The organism is Alteromonas sp. AMM-1 (assembly GCF_047290655.1).
GTDB lineage: Bacteria > Pseudomonadota > Gammaproteobacteria > Enterobacterales > Alteromonadaceae > Alteromonas > Alteromonas mangrovi.
Genome location: NZ_JBLBUE010000018.1, coordinates 24,458 through 51,163 on the forward strand (window position 1 = coordinate 24,458; position 26,706 = coordinate 51,163).

Here is a 26,706-nt window from a genome sequence, read left to right on the forward strand (position 1 = left end):
ATTAACAGGCACCCGATATTATTTCCGTTATTTCAACTGTTTATCAATCCACTCTTGCACATTAGCTTCCAGCACGTTAAGCGGTATTGAACCCGACCCAAGCACTACGTCATGAAATGCGCGAATATCAAATTGGTCGCCTAACGCGGTTTCAGCCTGCTCGCGTAATGCCAATAGTTTTAACTGTCCGATTTTATACGCTAACGCCTGCCCTGGCATGGTGATGTAACGGTCAATTTCGTTAATGATGTCTTCTTTGCTTTTGGCGGCATTTTGCGTGAAGTAGTCAATGGCTTGCTGACGTGACCAGCCTTTGTAATGAATGCCAGTATCAACTACCAACCGCACTGCGCGCCACATATCATAAGTGAGTTGCCCGAAACGAGAATAGGGATCCTGATATAAGCCCATCTCATAACCTAAACGCTCACTATAAAGCCCCCACCCTTCTATAAATACCGTAAAACCCTGCAACCGGCGGAACATAGGCAACTCACCGAGCTCCATCTGTAACGCAATTTGCAGGTGATGCCCCGGTACCGCCTCGTGCACACTCAGTACTTCCATTTCATACTTTGGCCGTGTGCCAGGTTCGTGAAGATTGACGAAGTAATATCCCGCTCTCAGGCCGTCTGCTGAAGGCGGTTGATAATATGCGGTGGTGGTGTCTGGCGCAATCGCATCAGGTATGGCCTTTAAGCCATAGGGCATTCGCGGCAATTTACCGAACAACTTTACCAACTCAGGATCAAGCCGTTTACTCACCGCCAGATAAGCGTCGAATAACGCTTCTGGCGTGTTGTAATAGAACTGGGGATCCGTTCGCAGGAACGTAATGAATTGGTCAAAATCGCCGTCAAATCCCACTTCTTTGATGATCTCAAGCATGGCAGCACGGTTTTTGGCCACTTCCTGCAAACCAATTTGATGGATCGCGTCTGGGGTTAGATCCGTTGTCGTGTAATACTTCACAAGGTGTTCATAGTATTCGCGACCTTTGGGAATCTCCGACAAACCATCGGTGTCGCGGCACGCAGGCAAATAAGACTGATTAAAGAAATCAGTAAACGCTGTATAAGCCGGGATGACCTGATCAGCAATTACCGTTTTTGCGTGGTTTTGTAACCGTTGCTTGTCCTGCTCACTAAACGCCTCAGGCAATTGCTTGAAGGCTTTATAAAATAAGCTCTCCTCGGCGTTTTCCACCAGTTGCTTTTCCAGCTGACCAGATACTCTGGATAACGTCTTTCTTGGCGGCAAAACGCCTGTGTCGATACCCAATTGCATTAATACCGTTGTTTGTTCAATAACAGTAGGCAGAGCCTCCAGTCGTTTTAGCCAGCGCTCATAATCAGCCACCGTATCCAGAGGGACATAATTGGCAAAATTATCCAGAGTTTGCACTCCACCTCGTTGATTAACCTGCATGAGATAAGACTGGTACTGGTGTTCATCAATGGCCATTTCCAGTTGCCATCTGAACAAATCGAAACTTAACTGCTGTGCTTTAGATAAGCTTGCTTTGTTTATTGCCAACAATTCTGCCAGGGCATTTTGATCGTCTTTATGTCGCTGATTGATCGCGTCAAGGCTCAAATCACTCCACTGAGCGTGCAGCGTATCGTCGCCTAATCGGTAGTAGCTGGCCATTTCTGGATTCTGCGAAATAAAGCGTTGCCACTCTTTCTCTAAAAATTGAGTAAGCTGACTGTCGGTGCTGGATACAGCGATTGCTGACACACTGTTGCTGGCGGGTTGATTGGTTGTTGATGTGGTATTACTGCAAGCGACAAGGCTACAGCAACTTGCGATCGCAAGAGGGATCGCCAGAAGCGAAGTTTTCATAGTTATTCCGTCGTAATGGGTGGCCCGTTTTACAATGGCCTTTTTATAATCAGAAAGAATACCAATTACTATAGCAAGCGAATACCGTTGCGCACATTGCAGAACAGAATGTTTGCTACCGACTTAATAATAACGCACGTTTTTCACACGCTGAGGACGGGCAGTAGATAAATAGATGTTATACACCTGCTGCATATCCAGCTGCAGCTCCGTTGCATAGGTGTCCTCGCCTACCGGATAAGCCTTCACTACCTTGGCACCGCGGATCACACCTTCTACCGATGCTTGCAACTGAGCATTGTTTATCACCATGTTTGCCAGAGACTGTTTGCCGTTTATGCGTTGCCCGTATACCTGCTCAGCAAGTTCTCGGTACGCATCAAGCTTGGAAGCCTTCATTGCCATGATATTCTTTTCAGAATCATTCGCGCCCATTTGCGATCCAATTGGCGCATAACCGACTGCGGTAAGTACCGGATATTCCGTTGGTTCAACAGTTTCCCATTCTACGTGCTTATCGAACAATGACGTACAGCCAGTAACAATAAACAAGGTAATAGTTACCGCTACCAGTCGTGCTAATTGCGCTAGCCGGGTAAGTTTAACTGAACAATTCATCATGCGTTGCACCGTGTCATAACCACTGTAATGCAATTAAACAGGCAATATTCGTGCCCGTGTAAAATACGGAACGAAAAATGCTTCGAGATAGTATTCACGACATGATTGACGTTACTATTGCCGTGTTGTCCGATACCAGGCATAACGCCAAACCCCGGGGAATCGCCGGAACAACGGGCACACAACAATAGCAGTAAAAACGCTGACACCGAGTATGAATATGGGTAACAAACTAAAGTATGCGCCTATCAGCACACCTTATCAATGGGCGCTATTCTGCCTGCTCATTTGCCTGACAGGGCAATCTTATGCCGCCTGGTTTGAAACACAGGGACAGGCTGCTGTGATAAATGGTAATAAGGTGCAAGCCAAACAGGACGCCACTCAGGAAGCGCTGCGACAGGCAATGTTGTTTGCCGGCGCATCGGTAACCAGTGTCCAGCAACTCACCAATGGCCTGCTCAACAGTGAGCGGCTGGAAATATCGGCATCCAGTGAAGTAAAGGAGCTCCAGTTAGTGTCGGAAACCTGGCACGATAACTATGTTACTGTGCGAATTAGAGCAGACATATTTCCCGCTGAACAACAGTGCGACTCCGCCAGTTACATGAAAACCATTGCGACCAGCTATTTTCCGGTGATGGAGCGCCAACATACTCAGGACGGCCAGATTCAGGAAATTGGTGAGCAATTCGCGCGACAACTTCAACAAGTATTCGACAACGATGCGCAATATGGTGTGATTAATGCGCTCGAGCCTTATACCATTCGCTGGCAAACTCGCCAGGTAAGGGCACAGGCAACGGCGCTGGCGGCTCAAACTCGCTCACAATTTGTACTTACCGGGGTGATTGAAGATATCAGCGTACATCGCCCAGAGCATTCCACTCTGGCATTTTGGGAAGACAACACCCCTACCCGTAGCTTTCGTTTCAGAACCGAATTGATAGACGGTGTAAATGGCGCGCCCATATTCGCTAAAACCTACAGTATGTCTGCTGAATGGGAGTTCGACAAATTTGCCCAGTTAGATGCCAGTAACCACGCGTTCTGGCAAAGTGCCTTTGGCAAAGCGCTGCACGATCAGGTGTTACAGATACAAAGTGATATTGATTTGTCGCTTGCCTGTGTGCCTGCAACTGGTCGGGTTATTCAGGTTGTTGCCAATAACGAATTGTCCGTATCGCTGGGCAGGCAACATGGGGTAATGGTGGGTGACGAACTGGCGTTGTATCAGATCCAGGAAATCAATAACCCACGGGGTGATACCTTCCTTCAATACCGTATACATCCGGTTTCGGTAACGGTAGTTGAAGCCTACGCTAACAGTTCACTGGTGAAAGCCAGCGACGACAGTTTTCTTGCCAATATTCAGCCAAACGATTTTGTTGTCAAACGTTAATCCGGGTAACTCAAGAAACGCGCATGGTTGTTATTTGTATAGCATTTGTTTCCTGGTGAAGGTCATTCTGCTAATTAACTGATTCTGCAATCTATGAGGAACATTGGCTTTGTCCATAGCAGCAATAAACAAATCGACAGTAAGATTAAATTGCGCTTCTGTAATGTGCATGCCCCCATGTACTTGCTCCATAGAATCACCTGTATAATCACAAGGACCATCGGCGAATACACAAAGTTGCTGTGCAAATTTTTCTGTAAAACGGTCGATATTGGTGTCAGCGAAAAAAGGGAGTATTTCATTATTAAATTCAATTTCACGAACAAAGTTTTTTACTACTTCATCTATTTTCGCCTGCCCGCCCAGTTGAACATACAATGTTTCAGAACGACTAACGCAGCCAGTCACAAAGAGCAATCCACAAACTGCAATAAATAATAGACCTTTCACCATAACTGGCCTCCAACTGATAGATAAAGACCTTTTTGGGCCGGTACACCAGCAATACTGCCTAAATCAGCCCAAGCCAACGTAAAATTAACCCGCTTTGACGGAATGTAGGTAATAAAGACATCTATCCAATCATCTTCCCCTACGCCAAGATTATCGGGCTTTTGACGGTATTCCATGCCTGCCGCAAAATGACGGGAAAACAAGACCCCAGCACTGGCTTCAAGCATAAGTTCGTAATCATCATTTGTTGCACCACCAAAGCCCAACAAACCAAGCTGATTGGCTTTGGTAAGACGCCCTGAAACATTCCATACCAGATTGTACCCAGCTACTACTCCGAGATGTACCTTAGTAGCCGCAACATAGAAATCTGTTCCTTGGGTATCGTCGCTGCCTAACAATTGAGCAACAGCAGTATCCTCGAGATCTTTGTACTGTAATCCGATACTAATTTGCGGCCAGTCTGAGTAAATAACGTCGCCGTAAAGCCGCACTTTCGCACCGTAGATGGATTGAGTAATCTCCCCACCCAATGAAGTAAGGCCAAACACTTGTCGCGCCACACTGAATTCCGCGCGATCAAATAAAGAGATATTTGCTCCAATTACGTTTAGTCTGTAATCCGGTAAGCTGACCTGAGTGATGAATGCACTTGCTGAAATCTGATCGCGAGTATCGTATCCTGATAGCGTTGCCCAAGGAACTATTCCGCCCCCACCACTTCCCTCAATTGTATTTAGGCCTGCTGTTCCGATAAGCTTGCCATCACCGGCAACTGCCATACTACTCACGAAAAGTAATATTATCCCCACTAGTTTTATACACCGCACGCGAAGCTCCAAACTTACTAAAAGTATTCAGTCCTATCTAACCATTCGACTAATTCTGATAAAGGTAACGGGCGGGTAATGAAATACCCCTGAGCAGTGTCACAACCCCATTCAGTTAAAATGTTCATTGCCTGAGCATCTTCGACGCCTTCGGCAACTACTTTCAAATCAAATATGTTAGACAAACTCAATATCGTATGAACTATTTGCTGATCTTCACTATCTGCACTTAAGTTCAACACAAAACTCTTATCAATTTTTATATCAGTAACCGGCAAATGCTTAAGGTAAGCCAAAGACGAGTAACCTGTGCCAAAATCATCTATAGCTATACTAAAGCCCTTATCCCTGAGAAAAGTCAGGTTATCGATAGCCAGATTAGCATCAGCAACTAAATCGCTTTCTGTGATTTCAAGGGTGATATCGCGTGTAGACAAACCATTTTCATGCAATAACTGAATCAGCTTTTCCAACAGCGGTCTGTTTTGTATATCCTGCATGGAGAGGTTAATAGCGGGCTGTAAAGAAATGTTATTTCCTTTGAGAAACAAGACATCGCGAATTACCTGACTAAATACCCAGTCTGTAACTTTTTCAATGAATCCAGCTTGTTCTGCAATACAAATGAATTCGTCTGGTGGTACAAATCCCAATGTTTTACTATTCCATCGAATCAGTGCTTCCAGACCGTTAACTTTACCGTTATGTAAATCAACCTTGGGTTGATAAACCAATGACAATTCATCCTGCTGGGTCTGCAACACCTTTTTGAGTTCGGTAATAATATTGAGACGCCGTAAATAACGCTGTTCAACGTCATTGTTAAAGTATAAACACCACTCTGCTCCCTGCTCCCCCTCATCGAGAAGAATATTCATCTTTCTGAGAAGGTCTTGTGTACTGGTTGCATCCTCAGGGCAATTAATGATTGTAAAGATAATCTTAACTGACATGACCACCTGGTTGGTAATGACGGGTAATTCCAGGCTCGCATGAAATGATTCAATCTGCTCCTGTGTGAGCGGCTCATTGGCAAACCAAACCAATTCGCCTCCGGACAATCTGGCAGCAGTTCCAGACCATTCTTTTATCCTCTCCGCAATGGTTACGATACAAGCATCGCCATTTGAATAACCATACAAATCATTAATTGTTCTAAAGTCGCGAATATTAATACCGATTACTTGCAGTTTGTTTCCTGAATTAAGTTGTTGCTCAATCAGCGTTTCCATATACCCCCGATTGTACAAACCGGTAAGTAAATCCTGTCGGGATTGCGTCAGAATGCTCTCCTGTCGTTGCTGAATACTGTCTTTCATTCTTACAAACGCCACAGACAACGCATTTATTTCCCTAAGCTTCCCATGGGTACGAAAACTTTTATCGTAGTTTCCATTGGCAAGTTGATTAGCTGCATCAACCAGGCTGGCCACTGGTTTACTCACTCGATGAGCCATAAACATAGATACCAATAGTGAACCTGCAATTGCCATAAGAGAGATAACCAGAATACTAAACTGAAGCGCTGAAAAATTGTCGAAATGATTCGAAACATCAACGGCAAGAGTAATCGTTACTTCTTTACTTATAGTGTCAGGCAAGGCTATTTGTCTTATCAAATACGGCGCACTTCTGAAAAACGTCACGTCAAACCAGTTGAGTGTTTGCTGATTTGCGGCAATTACACGCTCTGCTTTGTAACGTGGCAAGCTGCTGTGTAACACAACTGGATTAGAACTGCTTTGAGAGTGTAAAGAAACGATGATATCTGCTTGGATGATTGACTTCACATCGCGTAAAAACGCATCGCCATTTAAAAAACCAATTCCGGCGATAGCAATTGGATTGGGAGCATAAATCGGTAACATAATGACCTGATAAAGGCCGTCGTTTACAATCAGTGCGTCGTCCGCTCCCCCGTCTTCGAGTACAGACCGTACAATATCAGGAAAGGGGAATGCGGTGTCTTTAGCAAAAATCGCGGGTTGGCTTTCTATAACTTGCCCGGATAAATCCAGGATTGCCATGAAGTCAGCGTCTATTCGCTGACTGTGGTTTTCTAACACACTTTTAATAGTCGGAATATCGCCTGTTGCGACAGCTTGTTTGAACCCAAAGTCATCTGTTAATACACGGGCAGAGTTTAGCAATTGATTGCTACGTTCAGCCATAAGCTGCTCCAACACCGTATTGGCTACATCAATATTCTTTGAAACCTGGTCTAATGCAGCTTTAGACGTAATCGTCCACACATTAGCCATGATCAATAATGCGGTAATAAATACGCCGAAAAACAAAAGCTGAAAAAGTGATTGCCGGAGAGAGATCGTCATTGCCGATTAAACTTACCACTGCCGAAAGTGTTCTTGTTTAAAGCAGAAGAAGACACACGACTGAAGGTTAATTCGTAATCTCGATTAGTATCAAACTTAGCAGGCATTCGCTGTAAGTGATTGATAGAAAACTCAGGATGCCAAACCGAAAATTCTCCATCAGCAATTTCAATTTCGGCAATACCTTGGGCATTTGTTGTCCACACTCTGCCATTCTCTTTTACGTATATATAGCCAAGCATTGAGTCATGGATATTGCAACCTAAAACGACGATGCCTGGTTTGTCGAATAAAATTGGCGGGACGTTGTCATTTGCATACAGCTTAATTTCAAACGGCTTTGGTTCTGAAAAACTGTATACATGATGCCGAATGTTATCACTATTAGGAAAAGTAACTGTGGTCCCCTGATCAACAATTAAAATTTCCGGGGAAAACTGTTTATTCATTTGATCCATTACAGCAGAGAAGCCAACTGTACTTTTGTCTGAGACAGGTAATAAATCCCTTGAGCTAATCACAGCGTTAGCAAATGGTCTTCCCTGCTCATCAATGACGCGCACCGTGGCAGCAAAACTATACTGAATATGAAAACACCAGTTAAACAAAATCAAACAAATGATAAGAGAGTTTCTGCTCATAGAAATCGGCATATATGTGTCTTCTATTTTTCTTTTCAGGTGTTTTGTGAAAAGTAGACTTGTTGTGGTTAACGAGAATAGCAATTTTAGATTGGGTTCTGCAAACTAATGTGCAAAAGATGCTAGTCCTTTACAAATTCCAAAAAACAAAACCTCTGACTGTTATCGCACATTCTTATTGTCTATTCGGCAGATAGTTACAATAACAGAGCATATTAAGCTCTCGACGCAAACCCAAGATTTTCAACACAGGTCAAATTACCAACAAATAAACCAGTAAATTCAACGAGGCAGTTAACATAGTGCATCATAATCGTTATGATAGCCGCCTCGTCCCTGTAGTTTAATGGATAAAACAAGGCCCTCCTAAGGCTTAGATCCAGGTTCGATTCCTGGTGGGGACGCCAGTTCGACACACCCATTTTCTGTTTGTTAAACCCCTCTCTTGTACAGTTTCATCCCTTCTGTGAATGCGCAACACTTGTTTGTGTCGCAAAGAGCGACGACATTTTTTGCATAGCAAAGGAGAAACTGATGACAGAATTGAACGAAAAAGAATTAACACAAGTAAATGGCGGCTTTGGTTCGCTTATTTATTGGGGAATACGCGGTGGCATTTATCTATACCGCACTTACTCCGCCACTCAAATTGCTACAGGCGCAGGCTTCGCTGCTGGCGCTGGAATCACAATAGCAGCAGAAATGGATGACTAAGCAAATGCGGGAACTAACAACCGACGAACTACAATATGTACAAGGATCACTTGCTTTTATTCCATTGGCTATCGCATTTGGGAAAGGTGCAATGACAGGTGCTGGTGTGGCAAGCATTCTCATCGCTATGGCTGATGTTACCGACATTATTTAGCCAGCATTGTTATCCACTAGAATCAAGGGTGTGCACGCCCTTTCTTATCAGTGAATGAGGAACTTATGCCAACCACATCCCCTTCTCACCCCGTGACTGTGTCACAAAAACTCTGCTATGGCTTAACGGCCGGCTTTGCCATTGTCGCGGTTATGGCTGCGCTAAAAGCCCTGTTTATTACTCTCGAATACGGATTTGTACCCGCCTATCTGCTGATTTTTGCTGTTGCCACATTAGCAACGCGAGGAGGAAGCAGGCAAGCCAGTCACAGCCAACTCGCCATTATCATGATCGGTTACTTTACCCTTGCTTTAATGCAAGGATTCAGCCCCAAGGTCACCCTGGTTGTGTTTGTGATTTCAATGGGGTATTTATTAATACGGTTGCTTACCAGACACCTCAAATAAGCCAGAAAAGTTGACCCTGACTGTTCAAGCCGGTATAGAGTGATCGGGATACCAAAGCAACCAGTATAAAGAGTAGCAAAGAGGGTGTTATGTACGATCACAGCGACGATTTTCAGGATTTTTTACAAGAATTAGGCGACGTAAAGCCAATCAAAACTGACGACCGTGTATTGCTGGACACCGCGCAGCAAAGGCTCGCCAAGCAATTGCGACGGGAGGCTCTCGCTGCGAATCAACAGCACGTAAACCCGTTTACAATGGAAAGCGTGAAGCCCGTTGACCCGCTTGATTACCTTGATTACAAAAAGCCGGGAATCCAGGATGGTGTCTATAAAAACCTGCGATTAGGTAAGTACGAAATTGAACAAAAAGTAACATTGAGCGGCATGTCACTGCACGATGCCAGCGCGTTGCTGTACACCAGACTTACCGCTGCTCACCAACGCGGCGTGCGCACTCTACTCGTACAACACGGTAGAGGCGAACAAAGCAAACCATTTCCAGGCTTGAAAAAATCTTACGTAAATCACTGGTTACCGCAGTTGGATATTGTCATTGCATTTCATACCGCACAACCACAACACGGCGGATTCGGTGCAACTTATGTATTACTGAAAAAACATCCTAATCAGAAACTGATTAACCGGGAAAAACAGGCAAAGCGATAACCTGCCGGGACTGGCCGAATTATCGTAATTATTTGATTTTATTACTTACTTTGAAGTGATTTGTTCTGCGTTGTTGATTTCACTGGATTGAGCCGAAGTAGCGAACGCCGCAGTAACGATCATAAACAATACCGCGATTGCAACACCGGTCAAACCGAAACCTTTACTCGAACGATTCATGTTCGTCTCTTATTATGCCAAGACCACTGCTAGGAGGTAGACAGCGATGATAACTCAACCCCTACAAGTCCTTGTAACCACTCAGCATTCCGTACTGATTGCACTACTTTAAAGCAGTATTGAGGGACTGGCAAGGTGTCAGGACAAAAATTTGACACCTTACCGTCATATTTTTGAAATTATTCTACAAACACACGTGCATTCCGGAAAATACGCATCCACGGTGAATCTTCTTTCCACTCATCGGCACGCCATGAATTGGCCACAGCACGGAAAACCCGCTCCGGGTGAGGCATCATGATGGTTGCGCGACCGTCCGTGCTGGTTAAGCCGGTGATCCCCATAGGCGATCCATTCGGGTTCGCAGGATACTGGGTAGCCACGTCCCCGTAGTTGTTAACAAAGCGCAGCGCCACATGCGACTGAGCCGCTTGCAAAGCGCCTTCGCTGGCAAACTCTGCCCTACCTTCACCGTGTGAAACAGCAATTGGCATACGTGAACCCGCCATGCCGTCAAACAGTACAGACTTAGACTCCATCACTTCAACCATCGCCACCCGAGCCTCGAAACGCTCAGACTGATTAGTTACAAAATGCGGCCAGTGTTCGGTGCCAGGGATCAGTGACTTCAGGTTAGACAGCATCTGACAACCGTTACACACGCCCAGGCTGAAGGTATCCTTACGAGCGAAGAAAGCAGCAAATTGCTCACTGGCCAGCTCGTTAAACAGAATCGACTTAGCCCAGCCTTCACCCGCACCCAGTACGTCACCGTAAGAGAATCCCCCACACGCAGCCAGACCTTTAAAGCTGTCCAGTGAAACGGCGTCACTCAGTACGTCACTCATGTGCACATCAATAGCAGTAAAACCAGCACGGTTAAACGCCGCCGCCATTTCAAGGTGCGAGTTAACGCCCTGCTCACGCAAAATCGCAACGCGTGGGCGAATGCCTTTAGCAATATACGGCGCAGCAACATCGTGGTTCAGGTCGTAACTTAATTGTGCATGCAAACCCGGATCAGCCGCATCCTGCTTAGCGTTGTGTTCTTGTTCTGCACAACTTGGGTTGTCACGCAGAGTCTGCATGGCAAAGGTAGTCTCTGCCCACATCGTGCGATAAGCCACGCGAGAATCAGACAATACAGCATTGCCATTACGTGTGAAGGTAACTGTGTCGTTCTGGTTAAGCTCGCCAATGACATGAGTAACAGATGCAAGATCGTGTTGTTTAAATACAGCCAATACGTCTTCCAGCGCACTTTCGCTTACCTGAATAACCGCACCCAACTCTTCGCTGTATAGCGCAGCCAGATCATCGCTGCCAAGATCATCAAGGGCAACTGTAACACCGGTTTTGCCCGCGAACGCCATTTCTGCCACAGTGACAAACAAACCGCCGTCTGAACGGTCGTGGTAGGCTAACAATTTGCCGTCAGCCAACAGTGCCTGAATAGCGTTAAAGAAGTTGCTCAGCAGTGCCGGAGAATCCAAATCAACCGGGGTTTTGCCTAATTGATTATAAACCTGAGCCAGACAGCTGGCGCCCAAACGGTTTTGACCCGCGCCTAAATCCACTAGCAACAATCGGGTATCACCTTTATCGGTGCGCAGCTCAGGCGTTACCGTGCGGCGGATATCAGTTACTGCTCCAAACGCTGAAATGAGCAAAGACAATGGCGAAGTCACTGCTTTGTTATTACCCTGCTCATCCTGCCAGGCGGTCTTCATCGACATAGAGTCCTTGCCTACCGGAATGGTTAACCCCAGAGCCGGACACAATTCTTCACCCACGGCTTTTACTGCTTCATATAAACCGGCATCTTCGCCTGGATGCCCTGCTGCTGCCATCCAGTTTGCAGACAATTTAATCCGCTTCATGTCGCCAATGTGAGCAGCGGCAATATTAGTAATCGACTCACCCACCGCTAATCGCGCAGAGGCAGCAAAATCAAGCAAAGCAACCGGCGTACGCTCACCCATTGCCATTGCTTCGCCGTGGTATGTGTCAAATGCAGAGGCAGTGACCGCAACATCAGCAACCGGAACCTGCCAGGGACCAACCATCTGATCGCGGCTCACTAAACCGGTAACACTGCGATCACCAATGGTGATCAGGAAGGTCTTCTCAGCAATCGTCGGCAAGCGCAACAGGCGCTGCGCAGCATCAGCCAGGGTAATTTCACTGCGATCCAGTTCAGGCGATGCCTGGGTAGCAGACGCCACGTCGCGATGCATTTTAGGCGGCTTGCCCAATAGTACATCCAGCGGCAAATCAATTGGCTGGTTATCGAAATGTGCGTCATTCAACAACAGATGTTGTTCCTGAGTGGCTTCACCAATAACAGCAAATGGCGCACGTTCACGCTTACAAATGGCTTCAAATACGGCAAGGTTTTCAGGTGCAACAGACAGTACGTAACGTTCCTGAGATTCATTACACCAGATTTCCAGTGGCGACATACCCGGTTCATCAGACAGCACTTTGCGCAGCTCAAAACGACCGCCACGACCGCCATCGTTCACAAGCTCAGGCATTGCATTAGACAAACCGCCCGCGCCCACGTCGTGAATAAACTGAATGGGGTTGTTGTCGCCTAACTGCCAGCACGCGTCAATGACTTCCTGACAACGACGTTCCATCTCAGGGTTGTCGCGCTGCACTGAGGCAAAATCCAAATCTTCGCTGGATTGACCTGACGCCATCGAGGAGGCTGCACCACCGCCAAGGCCGATATTCATCGCCGGGCCACCCAGTACAATCAGCTTGGCGCCTACCGTGATTTCGCCTTTTTCAACGTGATCCATACGGATATTACCTAAACCACCCGCCAGCATAATAGGCTTGTGGTAGCCGCGTACTTCAGTGCCGTTAAAGCTCGTCACTTCCTGTTCATAAGTACGGAAATACCCCAGCAGGTTCGGACGACCAAATTCGTTGTTAAACGCGGCGCCGCCCAAAGGACCGTCAATCATGATATCCAGCGCACTGACGATACGCGACGGTTTGCCATATTCTTTTTCCCATGGGCGAACGGCATCGGGCAGCTTCAGGTTTGATACCGTAAAACCAACCAATCCGGCTTTTGGTTTAGAACCGCGTCCTGTTGCACCTTCATCGCGAATTTCACCACCAGAGCCTGTAGCAGCACCAGGGAATGGCGAAATAGCGGTAGGATGGTTGTGGGTTTCCACCTTCATCAGAATAGCGATGTCTTCATGGTGGTACATGTATTCGTGTGATTGCGGCTCGGGGAAGAATCGGCCAGCCTGCCAGCCCTGCATTACCGCAGCGTTGTCTTTATACGCCGAAAATACGTATTCGGGGCACACCTCAAAGGTGTTTTTAATCATTTTAAACAGCGACTTAGGCTGTACTTCACCGTCGATGGTCCAGTCGGCGTTGAAAATTTTGTGTCGACAGTGCTCTGAGTTCGCCTGAGCAAACATGTAAAGCTCGATGTCGTTGGGATTACGGCCCAGCTTCACAAAGTTTTCGTAGAGGTAGTCAATTTCGTCTTCAGCCAGCGCCAGTCCCAATGTTTGGTTTGCCGTTGCCAATGCTTCACGGCCATTGGCCAGGATATCGACTGAATTAAATACCTTGGGCTCGGCTTTATCAAACAGTACACTCGCCGCTTCCAGTGAACCAAATACGCTTTCGGTCATGCGATCGTGAAGTTCAGCCGCAATAATCGCGCGGGTACCGGAGGACACATCGCCTTCTACTTCCACGAAATAAGCGCATCCACGCTCAATGCGTTCTATGGCAGACAAACCACAGTTGCGGGCAATGTCAGTAGCTTTGCTAGACCAGGGAGAAATGGTACCAGGACGGGGTGTTACGAAAAATAACTCGCCTTTAGCACTTTCCTGCGAGGCTGTTGGTCCATAGGTTAACAGTTTATTCAGCACTCCCTGCTCGGCATCACTAAGAGCCTGACTGGCAGATACCAGATGCACAAATTCGCTGTAAAGGTGAGTTACCTTAACGCCAGCGTTGGCTAATCGTTGAATCAGTTTTGCTGTACGAAAGTCAGATAATGCAGGTGCGCCACGTAGGACCAACATATTAAGCTACCCAAATTGTGAGAACACCCGCTGATTAAACGGTATGCAAAAAGCAGGGTTCTGGTTGTGAAGTCGTGTGGCGCGGATTATAGTGGAAAAGCTTCGCCTTGATAACCGCTAAGCCGTAATCAATGGCATATTTTTTGTCTGATTGGCAGTGCATTGCCGAATCTTAATAACACAACAGCCTGAAAGCCTGATAACAATGACATTGCACTCGATATTTTTCCGCCAGACCTGGCTTCGATTGAGCCTTACCCTATGTACTATTTTGCCTGTTGTGTTCTGTCATAACGCAAACGCCCGCACGGTACCCGACATTCTAACGTCTAATCAGCTAAGCGTTGGCGTGATAAACAGTCCGGTTGGTGGCAATATTGGGCGTACCGGCTACCAGGGTGAAAATATTGCGCTTGCGAAAGGTTTTGCTGATTATCTTGAGGTCACGCTTTTCATTCGCCACTTTTATAACCATGACGAGCTCGAACAGGCATTGCAAAACGATGAAATAGACATTGCCGCGCCGCTTTTCACCCCCGAAACACTAAACGACAAATTTGCTACCGGACCGGTTTTTCAGCACAGGCACCAAGTCCGGTTAATGCTATCTGAACAGTCTAAGCCTTGTGTGATGGCCAGCGACATACTGAGAGATACCCCGGTTGAAACGATGTTACCCAAGCTGGTGCAGCAGCAAGAAGCCTGCGTGGTATTACCGGTGAAATGGTTGCAACCACTAACGCCACAGCCACATCTCAACATGATAACACTACCCACCTCCGACACCTTGCCGCACCAGTGGCTGATCAAGCGTGAGGCAACCTTGCTGCGCGCTGCGCTATTTGATTTTACGCACCGAAGCCGTGTGAACGGTTCACTGGCGATTGCTCTGACTACACCAGCCCCATTTAACGACCTGTCTGGCCCCTTACCTACGCGTCAGTTTATTGCCGACACTCAAACACATATAAGCGCTTTAAAAACCGCATTCAGCTATCCTGGGCAAACCTTTCCATGGCATTTGTTGGCGGCAATAAGTTATGCTGATCACACGCTTACCACTAAAGATAGAAATGAGGGTGCCGGTGTATTGGAACCGTTCACTTTACCACCCGCAATGGCCACTCCACTGGCATTAACCCGGCCCTATACTCAGGCTCAACTTGTGCAGGCGTTGGATACCTATCTGGCAGAATTAAGCCGGAAACTGCCCGCTAAATTGCAATTGCCAGACAAGCAAATGATCATGGTGGCAGCGTATGTACTGGGACTTGACCACCTCACAGATGCGATCTGGCTGACTCAGCAACAAGGCGCCGATCCGTTTTTATGGGCTAACGTTAAGCAGCAGGTTGCGCTGCTGCACGCTCCCAACGTTTACCAAACAACACGACACGGTTATGCCAATGGGCCCTTGGCAGTGCATTATGTCGAATGGGTAAACCACTTCTCGGATACCCTACAATTACTGGAAAATCAAAATTAATCGTGTCTGAATCCTTACTAACTGGGAACTTTTACAATTTTTCTTGACCAAACAGTCAATATGAATGACATTGTGACTTACTGAATGTCAGTTGACTTGTTTTTTTGTCACATCACCTTCATATAACTTTCGTAGCATTAACAAGTCGGTCATAGTGATCAAGTTACAAAAGCAACAGCATTTATTAAAGGAAATATTATGAAACTTAACCATCGTCGACGTTTTCAAACGCGCAAAACCAGCCAAAAGATATATCAGCGTCGCCGCCAATTTGCCACTTTCGAATTGCTGTTCCCAGCGAAAATCAACTAATCCTGTTTTTTCGCTGCCTTCTTTTCCGCTCTTCGTCGCTTAAAAAAATCTGAGATTGTTGTTGCACACTCCTGGGCTAATACGCCACCCGTAACCTCAAGCTGATGGTTGAGTGCATCGTGTCTGCACAATTGCATCACACTGCCTGCCGCACCGGTTTTATCGTCATAGGCACCAAATACTAAGCGGGATATCCTGCTGTGTACCAATGCACCCGCACACATAGAGCAAGGCTCAAGCGTGACGTAAAGGGTAGCGTCAATTACCCGATAATTTTCGCGCCGTGTCGCTGCCATACGAATGGCCTTCAGTTCCGCATGGGCAGTAGGGTCGTGATCACTGATTGGCGTGTTCCAACCTTCACCTATTACGGTATCGTTAGCAACAACCACTGCACCTACCGGTACTTCACCGGCCAGTTCGGCTTTATGGGCCAGCCCGAGGGCATAACGCATCCATATTTCATCTTGGTTAATTTGCTCACTCATTAGCAAAATATACCTATTAGTTCGTCAATACCGCTAAAACGTTGATAATGATGATTACCAAATATCGCGATATTATACTGATTTTATTGATTTTTGTAGTTTTGGCGAATAAATTGCTCTACTAGCTTTGTCATCGCATTAATCGACACATTAATTGCGCGACAGGTTTAACCAACTGGGGCCGGTTTTATTCATGCCTGACAAGCATGAAGTGAACATTTTTTATACAAAGATAAAAAGATGCCCTATTATAAAACATCGACGTTGGTATACCTATCGCGAAACGCTTTACTGGTTTAATAAAAAGGGAAAGAAAATGAGCTTTTTTACTGCAGCTGTCGCCATAGTGGCAATCGTAGCCGGTGTATTTATCACCTTGATCAAACAAAGATACCGTCATGCAGGACATGCAGAAAACGGCAAGGTTAGCGCACTTGAGGACGACATTCTGGCATTAAAAGACCGTATTGCAACGTTGGAGAAAATCGTTACCGACTCAAGTTACGATCTTAAAAAGCAATTTAAAGATCTGGAGCAGGATAAAGTAGCCTAATCCCCTTCAAGCAGATACCGCTCGGCGCGTTCAACGCGCCGTGGTTTACCTGCCACTACAATAACATCACCCGATTCGAGAACCCCTTTCCACTCAGATGGATCCCAGTCGACCGCGTCTCTGCGTACAGACTTAATTTTCACTTTGTTATTCAGTTTGTCTAATTCGACCAGCGTTTTGCCTATTGCAAAAGCGTTCGCGCCCAATACCACCGCATGCATAAACTCCAGTTTGTCTGCTGTACCATAACTAATTTCAGTCGTCTCGCCAGGATAGAATCCGTGTAAATGATCGTATCGTCCTTTGCGCTCTTCCCTCACTCGCTTGAGTATGCGAGACATGGGTATACCGGCGTAGTGCATAACCTGAGAAATCAGCATCAAGCTGCCTTCCTGTAATTCCGGTACCACCTGACTGGCGCCGGCCTTATACAGTTCGTCCAGCTCAGCATCGCGATACGTCCTCACCATAACATCAATATCGTCGCGGCATTGTCTTGCAGCATCAATAACTAACTTAGCCTTTTCCGCCTCTGAAAAAGTGATGAGTACGAGTTTTGCGGTAAGCACACCTGCATTCAGTAAAATGTCTTTTTGCGTAGCATCACCAAAAATCACCGGCTCACCCGCACTGCGACTTTCGTGAACCCGTATAGGGTCAACATCCACTACATTGTAATCAACATCTTCCATATCGAGCATTCTGGCTACCGACTGCCCGACACGACCAAATCCGCAAATCAGTACGTGATGACTGATGTCTTCAGGCTCAAATACTCCCTGTTCCTGTGCCTGTAATACCCGTTTATCCGGTGAGAGCCATTGTGCAATGCCAAGACTCTTTTCAATCAGATAGGGGGTTAACGCCATACTGATCACGCCAATACACACAATTACGGAGGACTGAGTAGCGGTAATGACACCGTGAGAGTTAGCCAGAGCGGCGATTACAAAGCTAAACTCCCCCACCTGACAAAGCTTAACGCCCGCAGACCAGGCATCCACTTTAGAAATAGCAAATAAACTTGCGGAGATGCGCACCAACGCCACTTTGGTTATCATCAGCAGCGTCACGCCAAGAATAATCCAATACCAGTATTCGAACAGCACACTGATTTTCAGTTGCATGCCAACAGTGGCGAAAAACAGGCCCATTAATATGTCGCGGAATGGCCGGATATCGGCTTCAAGCTGGTATTTGTACTGGCTTTCACCCAGCATCATGCCAGCCAGAAAGGCTCCTAACGCCATAGAAAGGCCAAACGCGTAGGTTAATCCACCCGCAAGCAGCGCAACCAAAATAGTGGTTAGCACAAACAATTCATCGGTACGGGTACGCGCCACCTCCCGGAATACCCAGGGCAGTAACCACTTCCCTACTGACATTAGCAAGGTAACCACTACCACGCCTTTAACCAGCGCCAGACTTAACGCCCAGGCCAAACTCGATGAATCCGCTCCCGATAACAAGGGGATCACGATAAGAAATGGCACGACCGCCATATCCTGAAACAGCAGGATACTAATAGCGAATTGCGTTCGGACATTATTTAAAATGCCCATTTCGGTAACCTGTTTAATCACGATTGCGGTTGAACTGAGAGCCAGCATCCCGCCCATAACAATGGCTGCAGATACAGACACTTCCGTAACCAGAAAGACCACCAATGAACCCAATACCGTGGTAGTGAGCATTTGCAACAGGCCGGCACCAAACACCAAAGATCGCATAGCCAGGAGTTTGGGCAAAGAAAACTCCAGACCCAGTGAAAACAACAAGAATACAATGCCCACTTCGGCGAGAAGATGCATTTCTTCAGGATGTGCAAACAGCGAAATACCGCTGGGTCCGGCAATCACGCCGGCAAACAGATAGGCAAGAATCGGCGGCAGATGGATGCGTTTGAACAAGGCAACACTTACCACTGCAATAAGCATGAGTAAGACGATTTGTACAAAACTGTTATCTACCACTCTTTACTCCTTCGAATCGGGTAACCCGTCAAAAATAAACTAGGCATGTGTTTTGCAGAACTATCCATAAGATTAATCAAAGCACAGTTTGGCAGATTTCACGACAAAATTTTGTCATTCCGTTTTGATTAGTCCATACATCAACGCGTTAAGGGGCATTGTGTGGATATATCAATGATACAGTTTGAAACTAGTGCAGATAGTGCATTTTCGCCCATTACGGAGCGGGAAATATTATCCTCGGATCAAATCAACAGTGTATTGAGTCAGCTCACATCAACCATTGAATTATCTACACTGGGTTCACTCTATTTTACACAGTTGGCAGCATTTCTACCGGTCGAAAGTCTGGATTTAAGCGAATTCGGTGATGCAATGCGCTTTGGCCTGCGCCCACGGGAAAATCTTGAAACAATCTCATTGCCGGTTTCCACCATAAAATTTGGTGAGAGTAAGTCAACTGCCTATATACGCTATCAGTTTAGTGAGATGATTGCGCCAGCGCAGCGTCGTATCCTGGCGAATTTGCATCATATTTTTATCCGTCCACTTGGACATGCGCTTGAGTTTCGTCGTCTGAAGTTAATGGCAACCAAAGATCCATTAACCAATTTAGGCAACCGTAATGGTTTTAACGAAGCGGCCCAGCGTCTGATTAATCGACACATTCGGACAAACCAGATATTTGGCCTGCTAGTGGTTGATTTAGATAACTTTAAGCAAGTTAATGACTGCTATGGTCATCAGCAGGGAGACCGGGTATTACAGGAAACCGCGCATATTCTTATCGACAGTATTCGCGGACACGAAGAAGCATTCAGATTTGGTGGTGACGAATTTTGTTGCCTGCTGGATGTATCCTGCAGTCAGGAATTAAATACGGTTGCACAGCGCATTCAACGCGCCATGCACTCCCATCCATTACTCACCAGCCACGGCGTGACATCCAGTATCGGGGGCTCGTTATTTAAAGCAGGAGATAGTCTGGAAATGCTATTCGAGCGTGCCGATAGAGCGCTTTATGAAGCCAAAGACGGCGGCAAAGATACTTATCAGGCGGCATAACAACGCAGGCCAAAACGGCAATGAATTGCCCTCAGGGATTGCCCTAAGGGATTGCCCTCTGATAGTTAGTCGATACGCAAACTAAGCGTTTGCGCTTCCCCTTCACTCAATATTATGACTTGCCTGCCAGCGGGGATAAGTAAGGCCAGCGGTACACTGTCATCGCGAATCAATAATAGCTCTGTACGCTGCCAGGGCGGCATATTCCACAACTTACACCATTGTTTAAGTGGTTTGTGATGTCGTTCACCAACCGGCTTTACCGAGGTGGTCAATGCCGCTGATTCAACAGTAATGTGATTAGGATGATTCACATGCAGTAACTGGCAGTGCTCCATAGCGCTGGCCGATAACAACAACCGCATTCCGCCTATCAATAACGCCTCGTTTTGTTTTAGCAAAGAAGGTGTTGTAGGTGCATCCGAAACTGTTGCACTGCTGGATTTGACTAAGTGTAAGTTTTCCCGAAACCGGCGCACACTGCAGGTACCCAAAATCACCTCGGGTTGACGGTCGGCGCTGGCATACTGGATATTAATAATTTGCTCAACCTGCGCTGCACTGGGCAGCGGTGCATTGTGCTTTTCAATCCATCGGCGGATCAAAGCCTGTTGCCAACCCTTGGAATACAACGCTAATCCATTGAGTTGCAGGCTGCCATCAGTTGATACTAAAGATGCCAAGCGTTCATCGCACACTTCTTCCAACAGTTGCTGTTGCGATGCGCAAAGTGCAGCACTGCGACTCAACGTTTGACTAAACCCAGGCCAGCGTTGCTGCAACGCAGGTAAAATGGTATTGCGTAAAAAATTGCGATCATAGCGAATATCGGCATTAGACTCGTCGGTTACCCAGGATAATCCGTTATCTCGTGCATATTGCTCTATCTCAACTCTGGCCACCGCCAGAAGCGGCCGCCAGATGTGTACGTCCTGTTGTTTACTGCAGACGGCCATGCCGGAAAGCCCCTTGGGACCGGCGCCGCGTTTTAATTGCAACAACACGGTTTCAGCCTGATCATCACAGTGATGTGCTGTGAGCACGGCAGCCTGGTATGCTTTAGCCATTGCAAATAACGCTCGGTAACGCTTTTCGCGAGCTGTTGCCTCCAGGCTGGTTCGCGGCGCCTTTTCCACCGCTACACAGGCACTTTGAAAACTTACGTCCCACAACGTACACAACGTTTCGCAGAATGTTTGCCACTCAGTCGCATTAGCGCTGATACCGTGATTCACATGCATCGCAACCAAAGGGGGCAACTGCAACAGATGTTGATTGCGCAAAGTCACCAACGCATGCAGCAATACTACGGAATCCACACCCCCACTCAGCCCTATAAGCAAAGCGTCGGGAGTATGTTCACGTAACCGCTCGGTTAACGACTTTTTAAGACTTGATAGTAAAGATGTCATGCAATAAAAAAGGAGCCTGTTGGCTCCTTTAACTGATTCTCAATAATAACTTAGCAATAGCCAAAGGACATGATGCGATCATATCGCTCGCTCATCAGTTTATCCAGCGGCAATGACTGCAACTGGCTAAGCTGTTGTTTAAGCGTAGCTTTCAGATTGGCTGCCATACTGGCGTGATCGCGATGTGCACCACCTAGCGGCTCATTTACGATGGCATTGATCAAACCGAGTTCTTTAATTTGCTGTGCACTTACACCCATGGCTTCAGCTGCCAACGGTGCTTTATCGGCGCTCTTCCAAAGAATTGACGCACAACCTTCTGGCGAAATGACCGAGTAGGTGCTGTATTGCAACATGTTAACCCGGTCGCCCACACCAATGGCCAACGCGCCACCCGAGCCGCCTTCTCCAATAACCGTACAAATAATTGGCACTTTCAGTTCAGCCATTTCCTTGAGGTTACGGGCAATGGCTTCACTCTGGCCGCGCTCTTCTGCGCCAACACCAGGATAGGCTCCGGGCGTATCAATCAGCGTAATAATAGGCAGATTAAAACGTTCAGCCATTTTCATTAAACGCAGTGCTTTGCGATAGCCCTCTGGTTTAGGCATACCAAAGTTACGTTTGATTTTTTCTGGTACATCACGGCCCTTTTGATGACCAATGATCATCACAGCCTGATCGTCCAGCTTAGCCAATCCGCCAACAATGGCTTTGTCGTCGGCAAATGCACGGTCGCCCGCCAATTCGTCGAACTCTTCAAACGCGTGCTTAATATAGTCTTGCGTGTAAGGGCGCATGGGGTGACGAGCCAACTGCGAAATCTGCCAGGCACCTAAATTTGAAAATATCTTACCGGTCAGATCGGCGCTTTTATTGCGCAAGCGGGTGATCTCTTCTTCGATCCCCACATCAAACTCACCACCTTGATTTACCAGCCTTAGCTCTTCTATTTTTGCTTCTAGTTCGGCGATTGGCTGTTCAAAATCCAAAAACTGTATACTCATTACTTGTCCTATCTTTACTTCCGGGCAAATTCACTGTGTTAATGAAAAGTCAGTTTCACTGCCTGTTCACCCAAACACTGTTTCAACTCGTGCAACAACTGATCTTCGGGTGTGATGTACCAGTGTGCACCGCACTTAAGGGAAACTGCAACATCTGGATGTAAAATATCTAATTGTACCGGACAACTTCCGCCGGAATAAGTTTGCAAAATTGATTGCAGTGACGCTAACTTATCAGGTTTACACCATTGCGTATCAACTTGCAATGCCAGTGCCCGCGCGTTTTTCTCGCGAGCCTGCACAATGTCCATTGCATCTCGGGCGGAGATTGTATTGCCACCCGAGAAATCATCAAAGCTGACCTGTCCTTTGATCAGTAGAATGCGGTCTGGTTCCAGTATGGATTCGAATTGTTCATACATATCCGGGAAGAATCGAACATCCATACGCGCACTTTTGTCATCGAGCGTTACAATTGCCCAGCGACGCCCTTTTTTATTGGTCATTACCCTTACACCTAACACCAATCCAACGGCGGTGCTCATTTGATCTTTAGGGGTAGGTTTAAGATCGACCAGTCGCCCATCAATGTAATTTCGAATCTCTTCTGCATATTGATTTATGGGGTGTCCGGTTAAATACAAGCCCAATGTTTCTTTTTCCCCGTCTAACCACACTTTTTCCGGCCATTTCGGCACATCAGCAAATGCCTGTTCTACTTGTTCTGGCTCGGTGGTTAACAGCCCAAACATATCAGACTGGCCAAACGATTCCGCTTTTGCGTGTTGATCTGCGGCGGCAATGGCCTCAGGCAACGTTGCCATAAGGGCCGCGCGATGTGGGCCGAGATTGTCCATTGCACCAGAGAGTACCAGCTTTTCCAGTACCCGCTTATTTACTCGCTTTAAGTCCACTTTGGCGCAGAAATCAAATAAATCTGAAAACGCGCCATGGGTTTCACGGGCTTCTATAATCGCTTCTATTGGGCCTTCACCCACGCCTTTAATAGCGCCAATACCGTACACAATACGGCCTTCAGCATCTACGGTAAATTTATAGCGACCTTTGTTCAGGTCAGGCGGCAGAATTTCAAGACCCATTCGACCTACTTCATCCACCAGCGTAACAATTTTGTCGGTGTTATCCATATCTGCCGACATTACCGCGGCCATAAATTCAGCCGGGTAATGTACTTTAAGCCACAGAGTCTGATACGACACCAGGGCGTATGCAGCAGAGTGCGATTTGTTGAATCCGTACCCAGCGAATTTTTCTACCAGGTCAAATATTTTCATTGCCAGGTCAGGGTCAATGTTATTGTTCTTTGCACCATCCTGAAAGGTTGAACGCTGCTTGGCCATTTCTTCGGGTTTCTTCTTACCCATTGCACGACGCAACAAGTCAGCGCCACCCAGACTGTATCCGGACATTTCCTGAGCAATCTGCATTACCTGTTCCTGATACAGGATAATGCCGTAGGTTGGCTCCAGGATTTCTTGTAAACACTCGTGTTGATATTCTGCATCCGGGTAGGAACTCTCTTCACGGCCGTGCTTACGGTCTATAAAGTTATCAACCATGCCCGATTGCAACGGCCCTGGGCGGAACAATGCCACCAATGCGATAATATCTTCAAAACAGTCAGGTTTGAGTCGCTTAATCAGCTCCTTCATCCCTCGCGATTCTAACTGGAATACCGCTGTTGTTTCTGCGGCTTGCAGTGAACGGAAACTCTTTTTATCGTCTAGTGGAATGGCGGCGATATCGACGTGTTTACCCTGCCCTTCCTTAATCATATCGAGCGCCCACTGAATAATCGTTAGCGTTCGCAGACCCAAGAAGTCAAACTTAACTAACCCGGCAGTTTCGACGTCGTTTTTATCAAACTGCGTTACCGGGTTTTTACCTTCATCATCGCAATACAAAGGTGCAAAGTCGGTGATTTTGGTGGGTGCAATTACCACGCCCCCGGCATGCTTTCCCGCGTTACGGGTAACGCCTTCCAGAATGCGCGCCATGTCGATGAGCTCGCGTACATCCTCGTCCTGATCATATAACTCTGGTAAACGTGGCTCGGCCTCAAAGGCTTTCTTCAGGGTCATACCCGGATCAGGCGGGATCAGTTTAGATATGCGATCAACGAAGCCATAGGGATGACCGAGCACACGGCCCACGTCACGCACAACCGCTTTCGCTGCCATGGTGCCGAAGGTGATAATTTGAGACACCGCGTCACGTCCATATAACTCAGCAACATGGTCGATTACTTCATCGCGACGATCCATACAGAAGTCAACGTCGAAGTCGGGCATGGATACCCGCTCAGGGTTCAGGAACCGTTCGAAAAGCAGGTCGAATTCAAGTGGATCAAGATCGGTAATTTTCAGCGCATATGCCACTAAAGAACCCGCACCGGAGCCCCGTCCTGGCCCTACCGGAATATTGTTGTCCTTACTCCACTGAATAAATTCCATTACGATAAGGAAGTAACCCGGGAACCCCATCTGGTTAATCACCCCAAGCTCTATATCCAAACGCTCATCGTATTCAGGACGGCGCTTTAACCGCTCTTCTTCATCGGGGAACAAAAACTCAAGGCGCTCTTCCAGCCCTTCTTTTGATACCTTTACCAGAAAATCTTCAGTGGTCATGCCGCCGGTAGGAAACTGCGGCAGGAAGTACTCGCCCAAGCGCACTGTTACGTTACAACGCTTGGCGATTTCCACCGTATTGGCTAAGGCTTCAGGAATGTCTTCGAACAGTTCTGCCATTTCATCGGCACTGCGAAGATATTGCTGCTCGCTGTAAAGCTTGGGACGACGTTTATCGTCAAGGGTAAAACCATCGTGAATACTTACGCGTATTTCGTGGGCATCGAATCCAGCTTCATCAATAAAACACACTTCGTTAGTGGCAACTACAGGCAAATCTACAGATTCAGCCAATGCTACCGCACGGTGATTATAATCTTCCTCACCGCGGCGACCCGTTCGCATTAATTCAAGATAAAAGCGATCAGCAAAATGCGTTTGATAGAACGCCAGATTATCTTCCAGCATGCGTGGATTGTTTTTCGCCAGACACAAGCCAATATCACCGCGCATTGCTCCCGACAGTACAATCACACCCTCGGCGTGTTCGGCCAACCAGTCTTTGTCGATAACCGCGCGCTGCGCAACCTGTCCGCGTAAATAGGCTTTAGAGATCAACAGAGTAACGTTTTTATACCCTTCGTTATTCATTGCCAACAGGGTCAAGCGGAAAGGCTCTTCGTTAAAATCTTCGCTTTGTACCCAAAAATCACAACCAATAATGGGCTTAATACCGCGGGAATGTGACTCAGAATAAAACTTAACCAGGCCACACATGTTCATTTGATCGGTGATCGCTACGGCAGGCATACCCAGCGCCTGAACTTTATCCAGGATAGGTTTCACCTTATTCAGGCCGTCCATCATCGAGAAATCAGAATGGACGCGTAAATGAACAAAATTCACTGACATAGTTGTGGTGTACCTTTACTACTTGGCGGCTGAATCTGACCCGGCCAGCACGGCTTGCACGGGTTTAAAACTCTTGCGATAACAAGATAATACACCGTATTGGGCAATGGCTTCAAAATGCGCTTTGGTTGGATAGCCTTTGTGCGCAGCAAAACCGTATTCCGGGTGTAGTTTGTCCAGTGCAATCATATCATCATCGCGGGCAACTTTGGCTATTATCGATGCGGCTGAAATTTCTGCATGCTTGCTATCACCTTTCACCACCGCTTCGCCAGCGTATTGCCATTTTGGCAACCGGTTGCCGTCGACCCGCACAAATTCAGGGGTAATTATGAGCCCTTCTACCGCTCTAACCATGGCAAGCATGGTAGCGTGCAGAATATTCAGGCGGTCGATTTCTTCCGGGGTTGCACGTCCAATCGACCAAGCCAGGGCATGCTGCTTAATCTGCTCGGCCAGCATATTGCGCTTCTTCTCACTGAGCTTTTTTGAATCAGCCAGACCTTCAATAGGGTGCTTGGGATCAAGAATAACCGCAGCAGTCACCACATCTTTTTTAATGATACGGCGTCCACCGAGATCTACACCA

The 26,706-nt window shown here is 47.0% G+C and carries 22 protein-coding genes and 1 tRNA gene; 9 read left to right on the plus strand and 14 right to left on the minus strand.

All coding sequences use genetic code 11. The features are described 5' to 3' along the window. Positions 1 to 27 precede the first annotated feature (27 nt). On the minus strand, positions 28 to 1,845 hold the full coding sequence (locus tag ACLR2L_RS05810) for a DUF885 domain-containing protein (protein ID WP_413366483.1): 1,818 nt from the start codon (positions 1,843 to 1,845) through the stop codon (positions 28 to 30). A 123-nt stretch (positions 1,846 to 1,968) separates the two neighbouring features. Continuing rightward, complete coding sequence (locus ACLR2L_RS05815) at positions 1,969 to 2,466, minus strand: LPP20 family lipoprotein (RefSeq protein ID WP_370298001.1); 498 nt, start codon at positions 2,464 to 2,466, stop codon at positions 1,969 to 1,971. Between the two features lie 220 nt (positions 2,467 to 2,686). Between ACLR2L_RS05815 and ACLR2L_RS05820 the strand changes: the two genes are divergently transcribed. Then, on the plus strand, positions 2,687 to 3,868 hold the full coding sequence (locus ACLR2L_RS05820) for a flagellar assembly protein T N-terminal domain-containing protein (RefSeq protein ID WP_413366485.1): 1,182 nt from the start codon (positions 2,687 to 2,689) through the stop codon (positions 3,866 to 3,868). A 30-nt stretch (positions 3,869 to 3,898) separates the two neighbouring features. Here ACLR2L_RS05820 and ACLR2L_RS05825 read toward each other — a convergent pair whose 3' ends face one another. The 4 genes from ACLR2L_RS05825 to ACLR2L_RS05840 form a co-directional block, all read right to left on the minus strand. Continuing rightward, a complete protein-coding gene (locus ACLR2L_RS05825; protein ID WP_413366487.1) occupies positions 3,899 to 4,321 on the minus strand; it encodes a group I truncated hemoglobin in 423 nt (140 codons plus the stop codon). Continuing rightward, a complete protein-coding gene (locus tag ACLR2L_RS05830; RefSeq protein ID WP_413366489.1) occupies positions 4,315 to 5,103 on the minus strand; it encodes a DUF3034 family protein in 789 nt (262 codons plus the stop codon). The genes ACLR2L_RS05825 and ACLR2L_RS05830 overlap by 7 nt, the downstream gene beginning before the upstream one ends. Positions 5,104 to 5,168: 65 nt before the next feature. Continuing rightward, positions 5,169 to 7,484: a putative bifunctional diguanylate cyclase/phosphodiesterase gene (locus ACLR2L_RS05835; protein WP_413366491.1), complete on the minus strand. Its 2,316-nt coding sequence runs from the start codon at positions 7,482 to 7,484 to the stop codon at positions 5,169 to 5,171. Then, positions 7,481 to 8,125, minus strand: coding sequence for a methylamine utilization protein (locus tag ACLR2L_RS05840; protein ID WP_413366493.1), 645 nt, complete (start codon positions 8,123 to 8,125; stop codon positions 7,481 to 7,483). The genes ACLR2L_RS05835 and ACLR2L_RS05840 overlap by 4 nt, the downstream gene beginning before the upstream one ends. 332 nt (positions 8,126 to 8,457) lie before the next feature. On the opposite strand from ACLR2L_RS05840, the gene ACLR2L_RS05845 reads away from it, so the two are divergent. The 5 genes from ACLR2L_RS05845 (at position 8,458) to smrA (ending at position 10,068) form a co-directional block, all read left to right on the plus strand. After that, a tRNA-Arg gene (locus tag ACLR2L_RS05845) sits at positions 8,458 to 8,532 on the plus strand. A 127-nt stretch (positions 8,533 to 8,659) separates the two neighbouring features. Continuing rightward, positions 8,660 to 8,839: a bacteriocin gene (locus tag ACLR2L_RS05850; RefSeq protein ID WP_140956191.1), complete on the plus strand. Its 180-nt coding sequence runs from the start codon at positions 8,660 to 8,662 to the stop codon at positions 8,837 to 8,839. After that, positions 8,832 to 8,993 carry a hypothetical protein gene (locus tag ACLR2L_RS05855; protein WP_413366496.1) on the plus strand — a complete coding sequence of 54 codons (162 nt, stop codon included), beginning with the start codon at positions 8,832 to 8,834 and terminating at the stop codon, positions 8,991 to 8,993. The genes ACLR2L_RS05850 and ACLR2L_RS05855 overlap by 8 nt, the downstream gene beginning before the upstream one ends. A gap of 65 nt (positions 8,994 to 9,058) precedes the next feature. Then, complete coding sequence (locus ACLR2L_RS05860) at positions 9,059 to 9,400, plus strand: hypothetical protein (RefSeq protein ID WP_413366498.1); 342 nt, start codon at positions 9,059 to 9,061, stop codon at positions 9,398 to 9,400. 89 nt (positions 9,401 to 9,489) lie between these two features. Next, entirely contained in the window at positions 9,490 to 10,068 is a 579-nt protein-coding gene (gene smrA / locus ACLR2L_RS05865) for a DNA endonuclease SmrA (protein ID WP_413366500.1), read from the plus strand. A gap of 45 nt (positions 10,069 to 10,113) precedes the next feature. On the opposite strand, the gene ACLR2L_RS05870 is transcribed toward smrA, so the two are convergent. Next, positions 10,114 to 10,248, minus strand: a complete 135-nt coding sequence (locus ACLR2L_RS05870; protein ID WP_255438889.1) for a hypothetical protein — start codon at positions 10,246 to 10,248, stop codon at positions 10,114 to 10,116. Positions 10,249 to 10,427: 179 nt separating this feature from the next. Continuing rightward, positions 10,428 to 14,318 (minus strand): phosphoribosylformylglycinamidine synthase, encoded by a 3,891-nt coding sequence (gene purL / locus ACLR2L_RS05875; RefSeq protein WP_413366502.1) that lies wholly within the window; start codon positions 14,316 to 14,318, stop codon positions 10,428 to 10,430. Positions 14,319 to 14,523: 205 nt separating this feature from the next. Between purL and ACLR2L_RS05880 the strand changes: the two genes are divergently transcribed. After that, entirely contained in the window at positions 14,524 to 15,804 is a 1,281-nt protein-coding gene (locus tag ACLR2L_RS05880; RefSeq protein ID WP_413366504.1) for a hypothetical protein, read from the plus strand. Between the two features lie 308 nt (positions 15,805 to 16,112). On the opposite strand, the gene tadA is transcribed toward ACLR2L_RS05880, so the two are convergent. Further along, on the minus strand, positions 16,113 to 16,604 hold the full coding sequence (tadA, locus tag ACLR2L_RS05885; RefSeq protein ID WP_140956196.1) for a tRNA adenosine(34) deaminase TadA: 492 nt from the start codon (positions 16,602 to 16,604) through the stop codon (positions 16,113 to 16,115). A gap of 316 nt (positions 16,605 to 16,920) precedes the next feature. Here tadA and ACLR2L_RS05890 point away from each other — a divergent pair, with 316 nt between their 5' ends. Then, positions 16,921 to 17,157 (plus strand): hypothetical protein, encoded by a 237-nt coding sequence (locus tag ACLR2L_RS05890; protein WP_413366506.1) that lies wholly within the window; start codon positions 16,921 to 16,923, stop codon positions 17,155 to 17,157. Here ACLR2L_RS05890 and ACLR2L_RS05895 read toward each other — a convergent pair. Further along, positions 17,154 to 19,094, minus strand: a complete 1,941-nt coding sequence (locus ACLR2L_RS05895) for a cation:proton antiporter (protein ID WP_413366521.1) — start codon at positions 19,092 to 19,094, stop codon at positions 17,154 to 17,156. The genes ACLR2L_RS05890 and ACLR2L_RS05895 overlap by 4 nt on opposite strands. A gap of 210 nt (positions 19,095 to 19,304) precedes the next feature. On the opposite strand from ACLR2L_RS05895, the gene ACLR2L_RS05900 reads away from it, so the two are divergent. Further along, the gene (locus ACLR2L_RS05900) at positions 19,305 to 20,195 is read left to right on the plus strand and encodes a GGDEF domain-containing protein (RefSeq protein ID WP_413366508.1); all 891 of its coding nucleotides are present in this window, start codon (positions 19,305 to 19,307) and stop codon (positions 20,193 to 20,195) included. Positions 20,196 to 20,260: 65 nt separating this feature from the next. Here ACLR2L_RS05900 and tilS read toward each other — a convergent pair whose 3' ends face one another. The 4 genes from tilS to rnhB all read right to left on the minus strand — a co-directional run. Next, the gene (tilS, locus tag ACLR2L_RS05905; RefSeq protein ID WP_413366510.1) at positions 20,261 to 21,607 is read right to left on the minus strand and encodes a tRNA lysidine(34) synthetase TilS; all 1,347 of its coding nucleotides are present in this window, start codon (positions 21,605 to 21,607) and stop codon (positions 20,261 to 20,263) included. A 50-nt stretch (positions 21,608 to 21,657) separates the two neighbouring features. After that, a complete protein-coding gene (gene accA / locus ACLR2L_RS05910; protein WP_413366512.1) occupies positions 21,658 to 22,614 on the minus strand; it encodes an acetyl-CoA carboxylase carboxyl transferase subunit alpha in 957 nt (318 codons plus the stop codon). Positions 22,615 to 22,652: 38 nt separating this feature from the next. Then, positions 22,653 to 26,117 (minus strand): DNA polymerase III subunit alpha, encoded by a 3,465-nt coding sequence (gene dnaE / locus ACLR2L_RS05915; RefSeq protein ID WP_413366514.1) that lies wholly within the window; start codon positions 26,115 to 26,117, stop codon positions 22,653 to 22,655. Between the two features lie 18 nt (positions 26,118 to 26,135). Then, positions 26,136 to 26,706: ribonuclease HII (rnhB, locus tag ACLR2L_RS05920; RefSeq protein ID WP_413366516.1), on the minus strand; the 571-nt coding region annotated here is incomplete at its 5' end.

What these genes read in the sequence shown, in the direction of transcription:
- ACLR2L_RS05810 (WP_413366483.1), bottom strand. Translation starts at nt 1,845, where the DNA reads ATGAAAACTTCGCTTCTGGCGATCCCTCTTGCGATCGCAAGTTGCTGT.
- ACLR2L_RS05815 (WP_370298001.1), bottom strand. Translation starts at nt 2,466, where the DNA reads ATGATGAATTGTTCAGTTAAACTTACCCGGCTAGCGCAATTAGCACGA.
- ACLR2L_RS05820 (WP_413366485.1), top strand. Translation starts at nt 2,687, where the DNA reads ATGGGTAACAAACTAAAGTATGCGCCTATCAGCACACCTTATCAATGG.
- ACLR2L_RS05825 (WP_413366487.1), bottom strand. Translation starts at nt 4,321, where the DNA reads ATGGTGAAAGGTCTATTATTTATTGCAGTTTGTGGATTGCTCTTTGTG.
- ACLR2L_RS05830 (WP_413366489.1), bottom strand. Translation starts at nt 5,103, where the DNA reads ATGGCAGTTGCCGGTGATGGCAAGCTTATCGGAACAGCAGGCCTAAAT.
- ACLR2L_RS05835 (WP_413366491.1), bottom strand. Translation starts at nt 7,484, where the DNA reads ATGACGATCTCTCTCCGGCAATCACTTTTTCAGCTTTTGTTTTTCGGC.
- ACLR2L_RS05840 (WP_413366493.1), bottom strand. Translation starts at nt 8,125, where the DNA reads ATGAGCAGAAACTCTCTTATCATTTGTTTGATTTTGTTTAACTGGTGT.
- ACLR2L_RS05850 (WP_140956191.1), top strand. Translation starts at nt 8,660, where the DNA reads ATGACAGAATTGAACGAAAAAGAATTAACACAAGTAAATGGCGGCTTT.
- ACLR2L_RS05855 (WP_413366496.1), top strand. Translation starts at nt 8,832, where the DNA reads ATGACTAAGCAAATGCGGGAACTAACAACCGACGAACTACAATATGTA.
- ACLR2L_RS05860 (WP_413366498.1), top strand. Translation starts at nt 9,059, where the DNA reads ATGCCAACCACATCCCCTTCTCACCCCGTGACTGTGTCACAAAAACTC.
- smrA (WP_413366500.1), top strand. Translation starts at nt 9,490, where the DNA reads ATGTACGATCACAGCGACGATTTTCAGGATTTTTTACAAGAATTAGGC.
- ACLR2L_RS05870 (WP_255438889.1), bottom strand. Translation starts at nt 10,248, where the DNA reads ATGAATCGTTCGAGTAAAGGTTTCGGTTTGACCGGTGTTGCAATCGCG.
- purL (WP_413366502.1), bottom strand. Translation starts at nt 14,318, where the DNA reads ATGTTGGTCCTACGTGGCGCACCTGCATTATCTGACTTTCGTACAGCA.
- ACLR2L_RS05880 (WP_413366504.1), top strand. Translation starts at nt 14,524, where the DNA reads ATGACATTGCACTCGATATTTTTCCGCCAGACCTGGCTTCGATTGAGC.
- tadA (WP_140956196.1), bottom strand. Translation starts at nt 16,604, where the DNA reads ATGAGTGAGCAAATTAACCAAGATGAAATATGGATGCGTTATGCCCTC.
- ACLR2L_RS05890 (WP_413366506.1), top strand. Translation starts at nt 16,921, where the DNA reads ATGAGCTTTTTTACTGCAGCTGTCGCCATAGTGGCAATCGTAGCCGGT.
- ACLR2L_RS05895 (WP_413366521.1), bottom strand. Translation starts at nt 19,094, where the DNA reads ATGCTTATTGCAGTGGTAAGTGTTGCCTTGTTCAAACGCATCCATCTG.
- ACLR2L_RS05900 (WP_413366508.1), top strand. Translation starts at nt 19,305, where the DNA reads ATGATACAGTTTGAAACTAGTGCAGATAGTGCATTTTCGCCCATTACG.
- tilS (WP_413366510.1), bottom strand. Translation starts at nt 21,607, where the DNA reads ATGACATCTTTACTATCAAGTCTTAAAAAGTCGTTAACCGAGCGGTTA.
- accA (WP_413366512.1), bottom strand. Translation starts at nt 22,614, where the DNA reads ATGAGTATACAGTTTTTGGATTTTGAACAGCCAATCGCCGAACTAGAA.
- dnaE (WP_413366514.1), bottom strand. Translation starts at nt 26,117, where the DNA reads ATGTCAGTGAATTTTGTTCATTTACGCGTCCATTCTGATTTCTCGATG.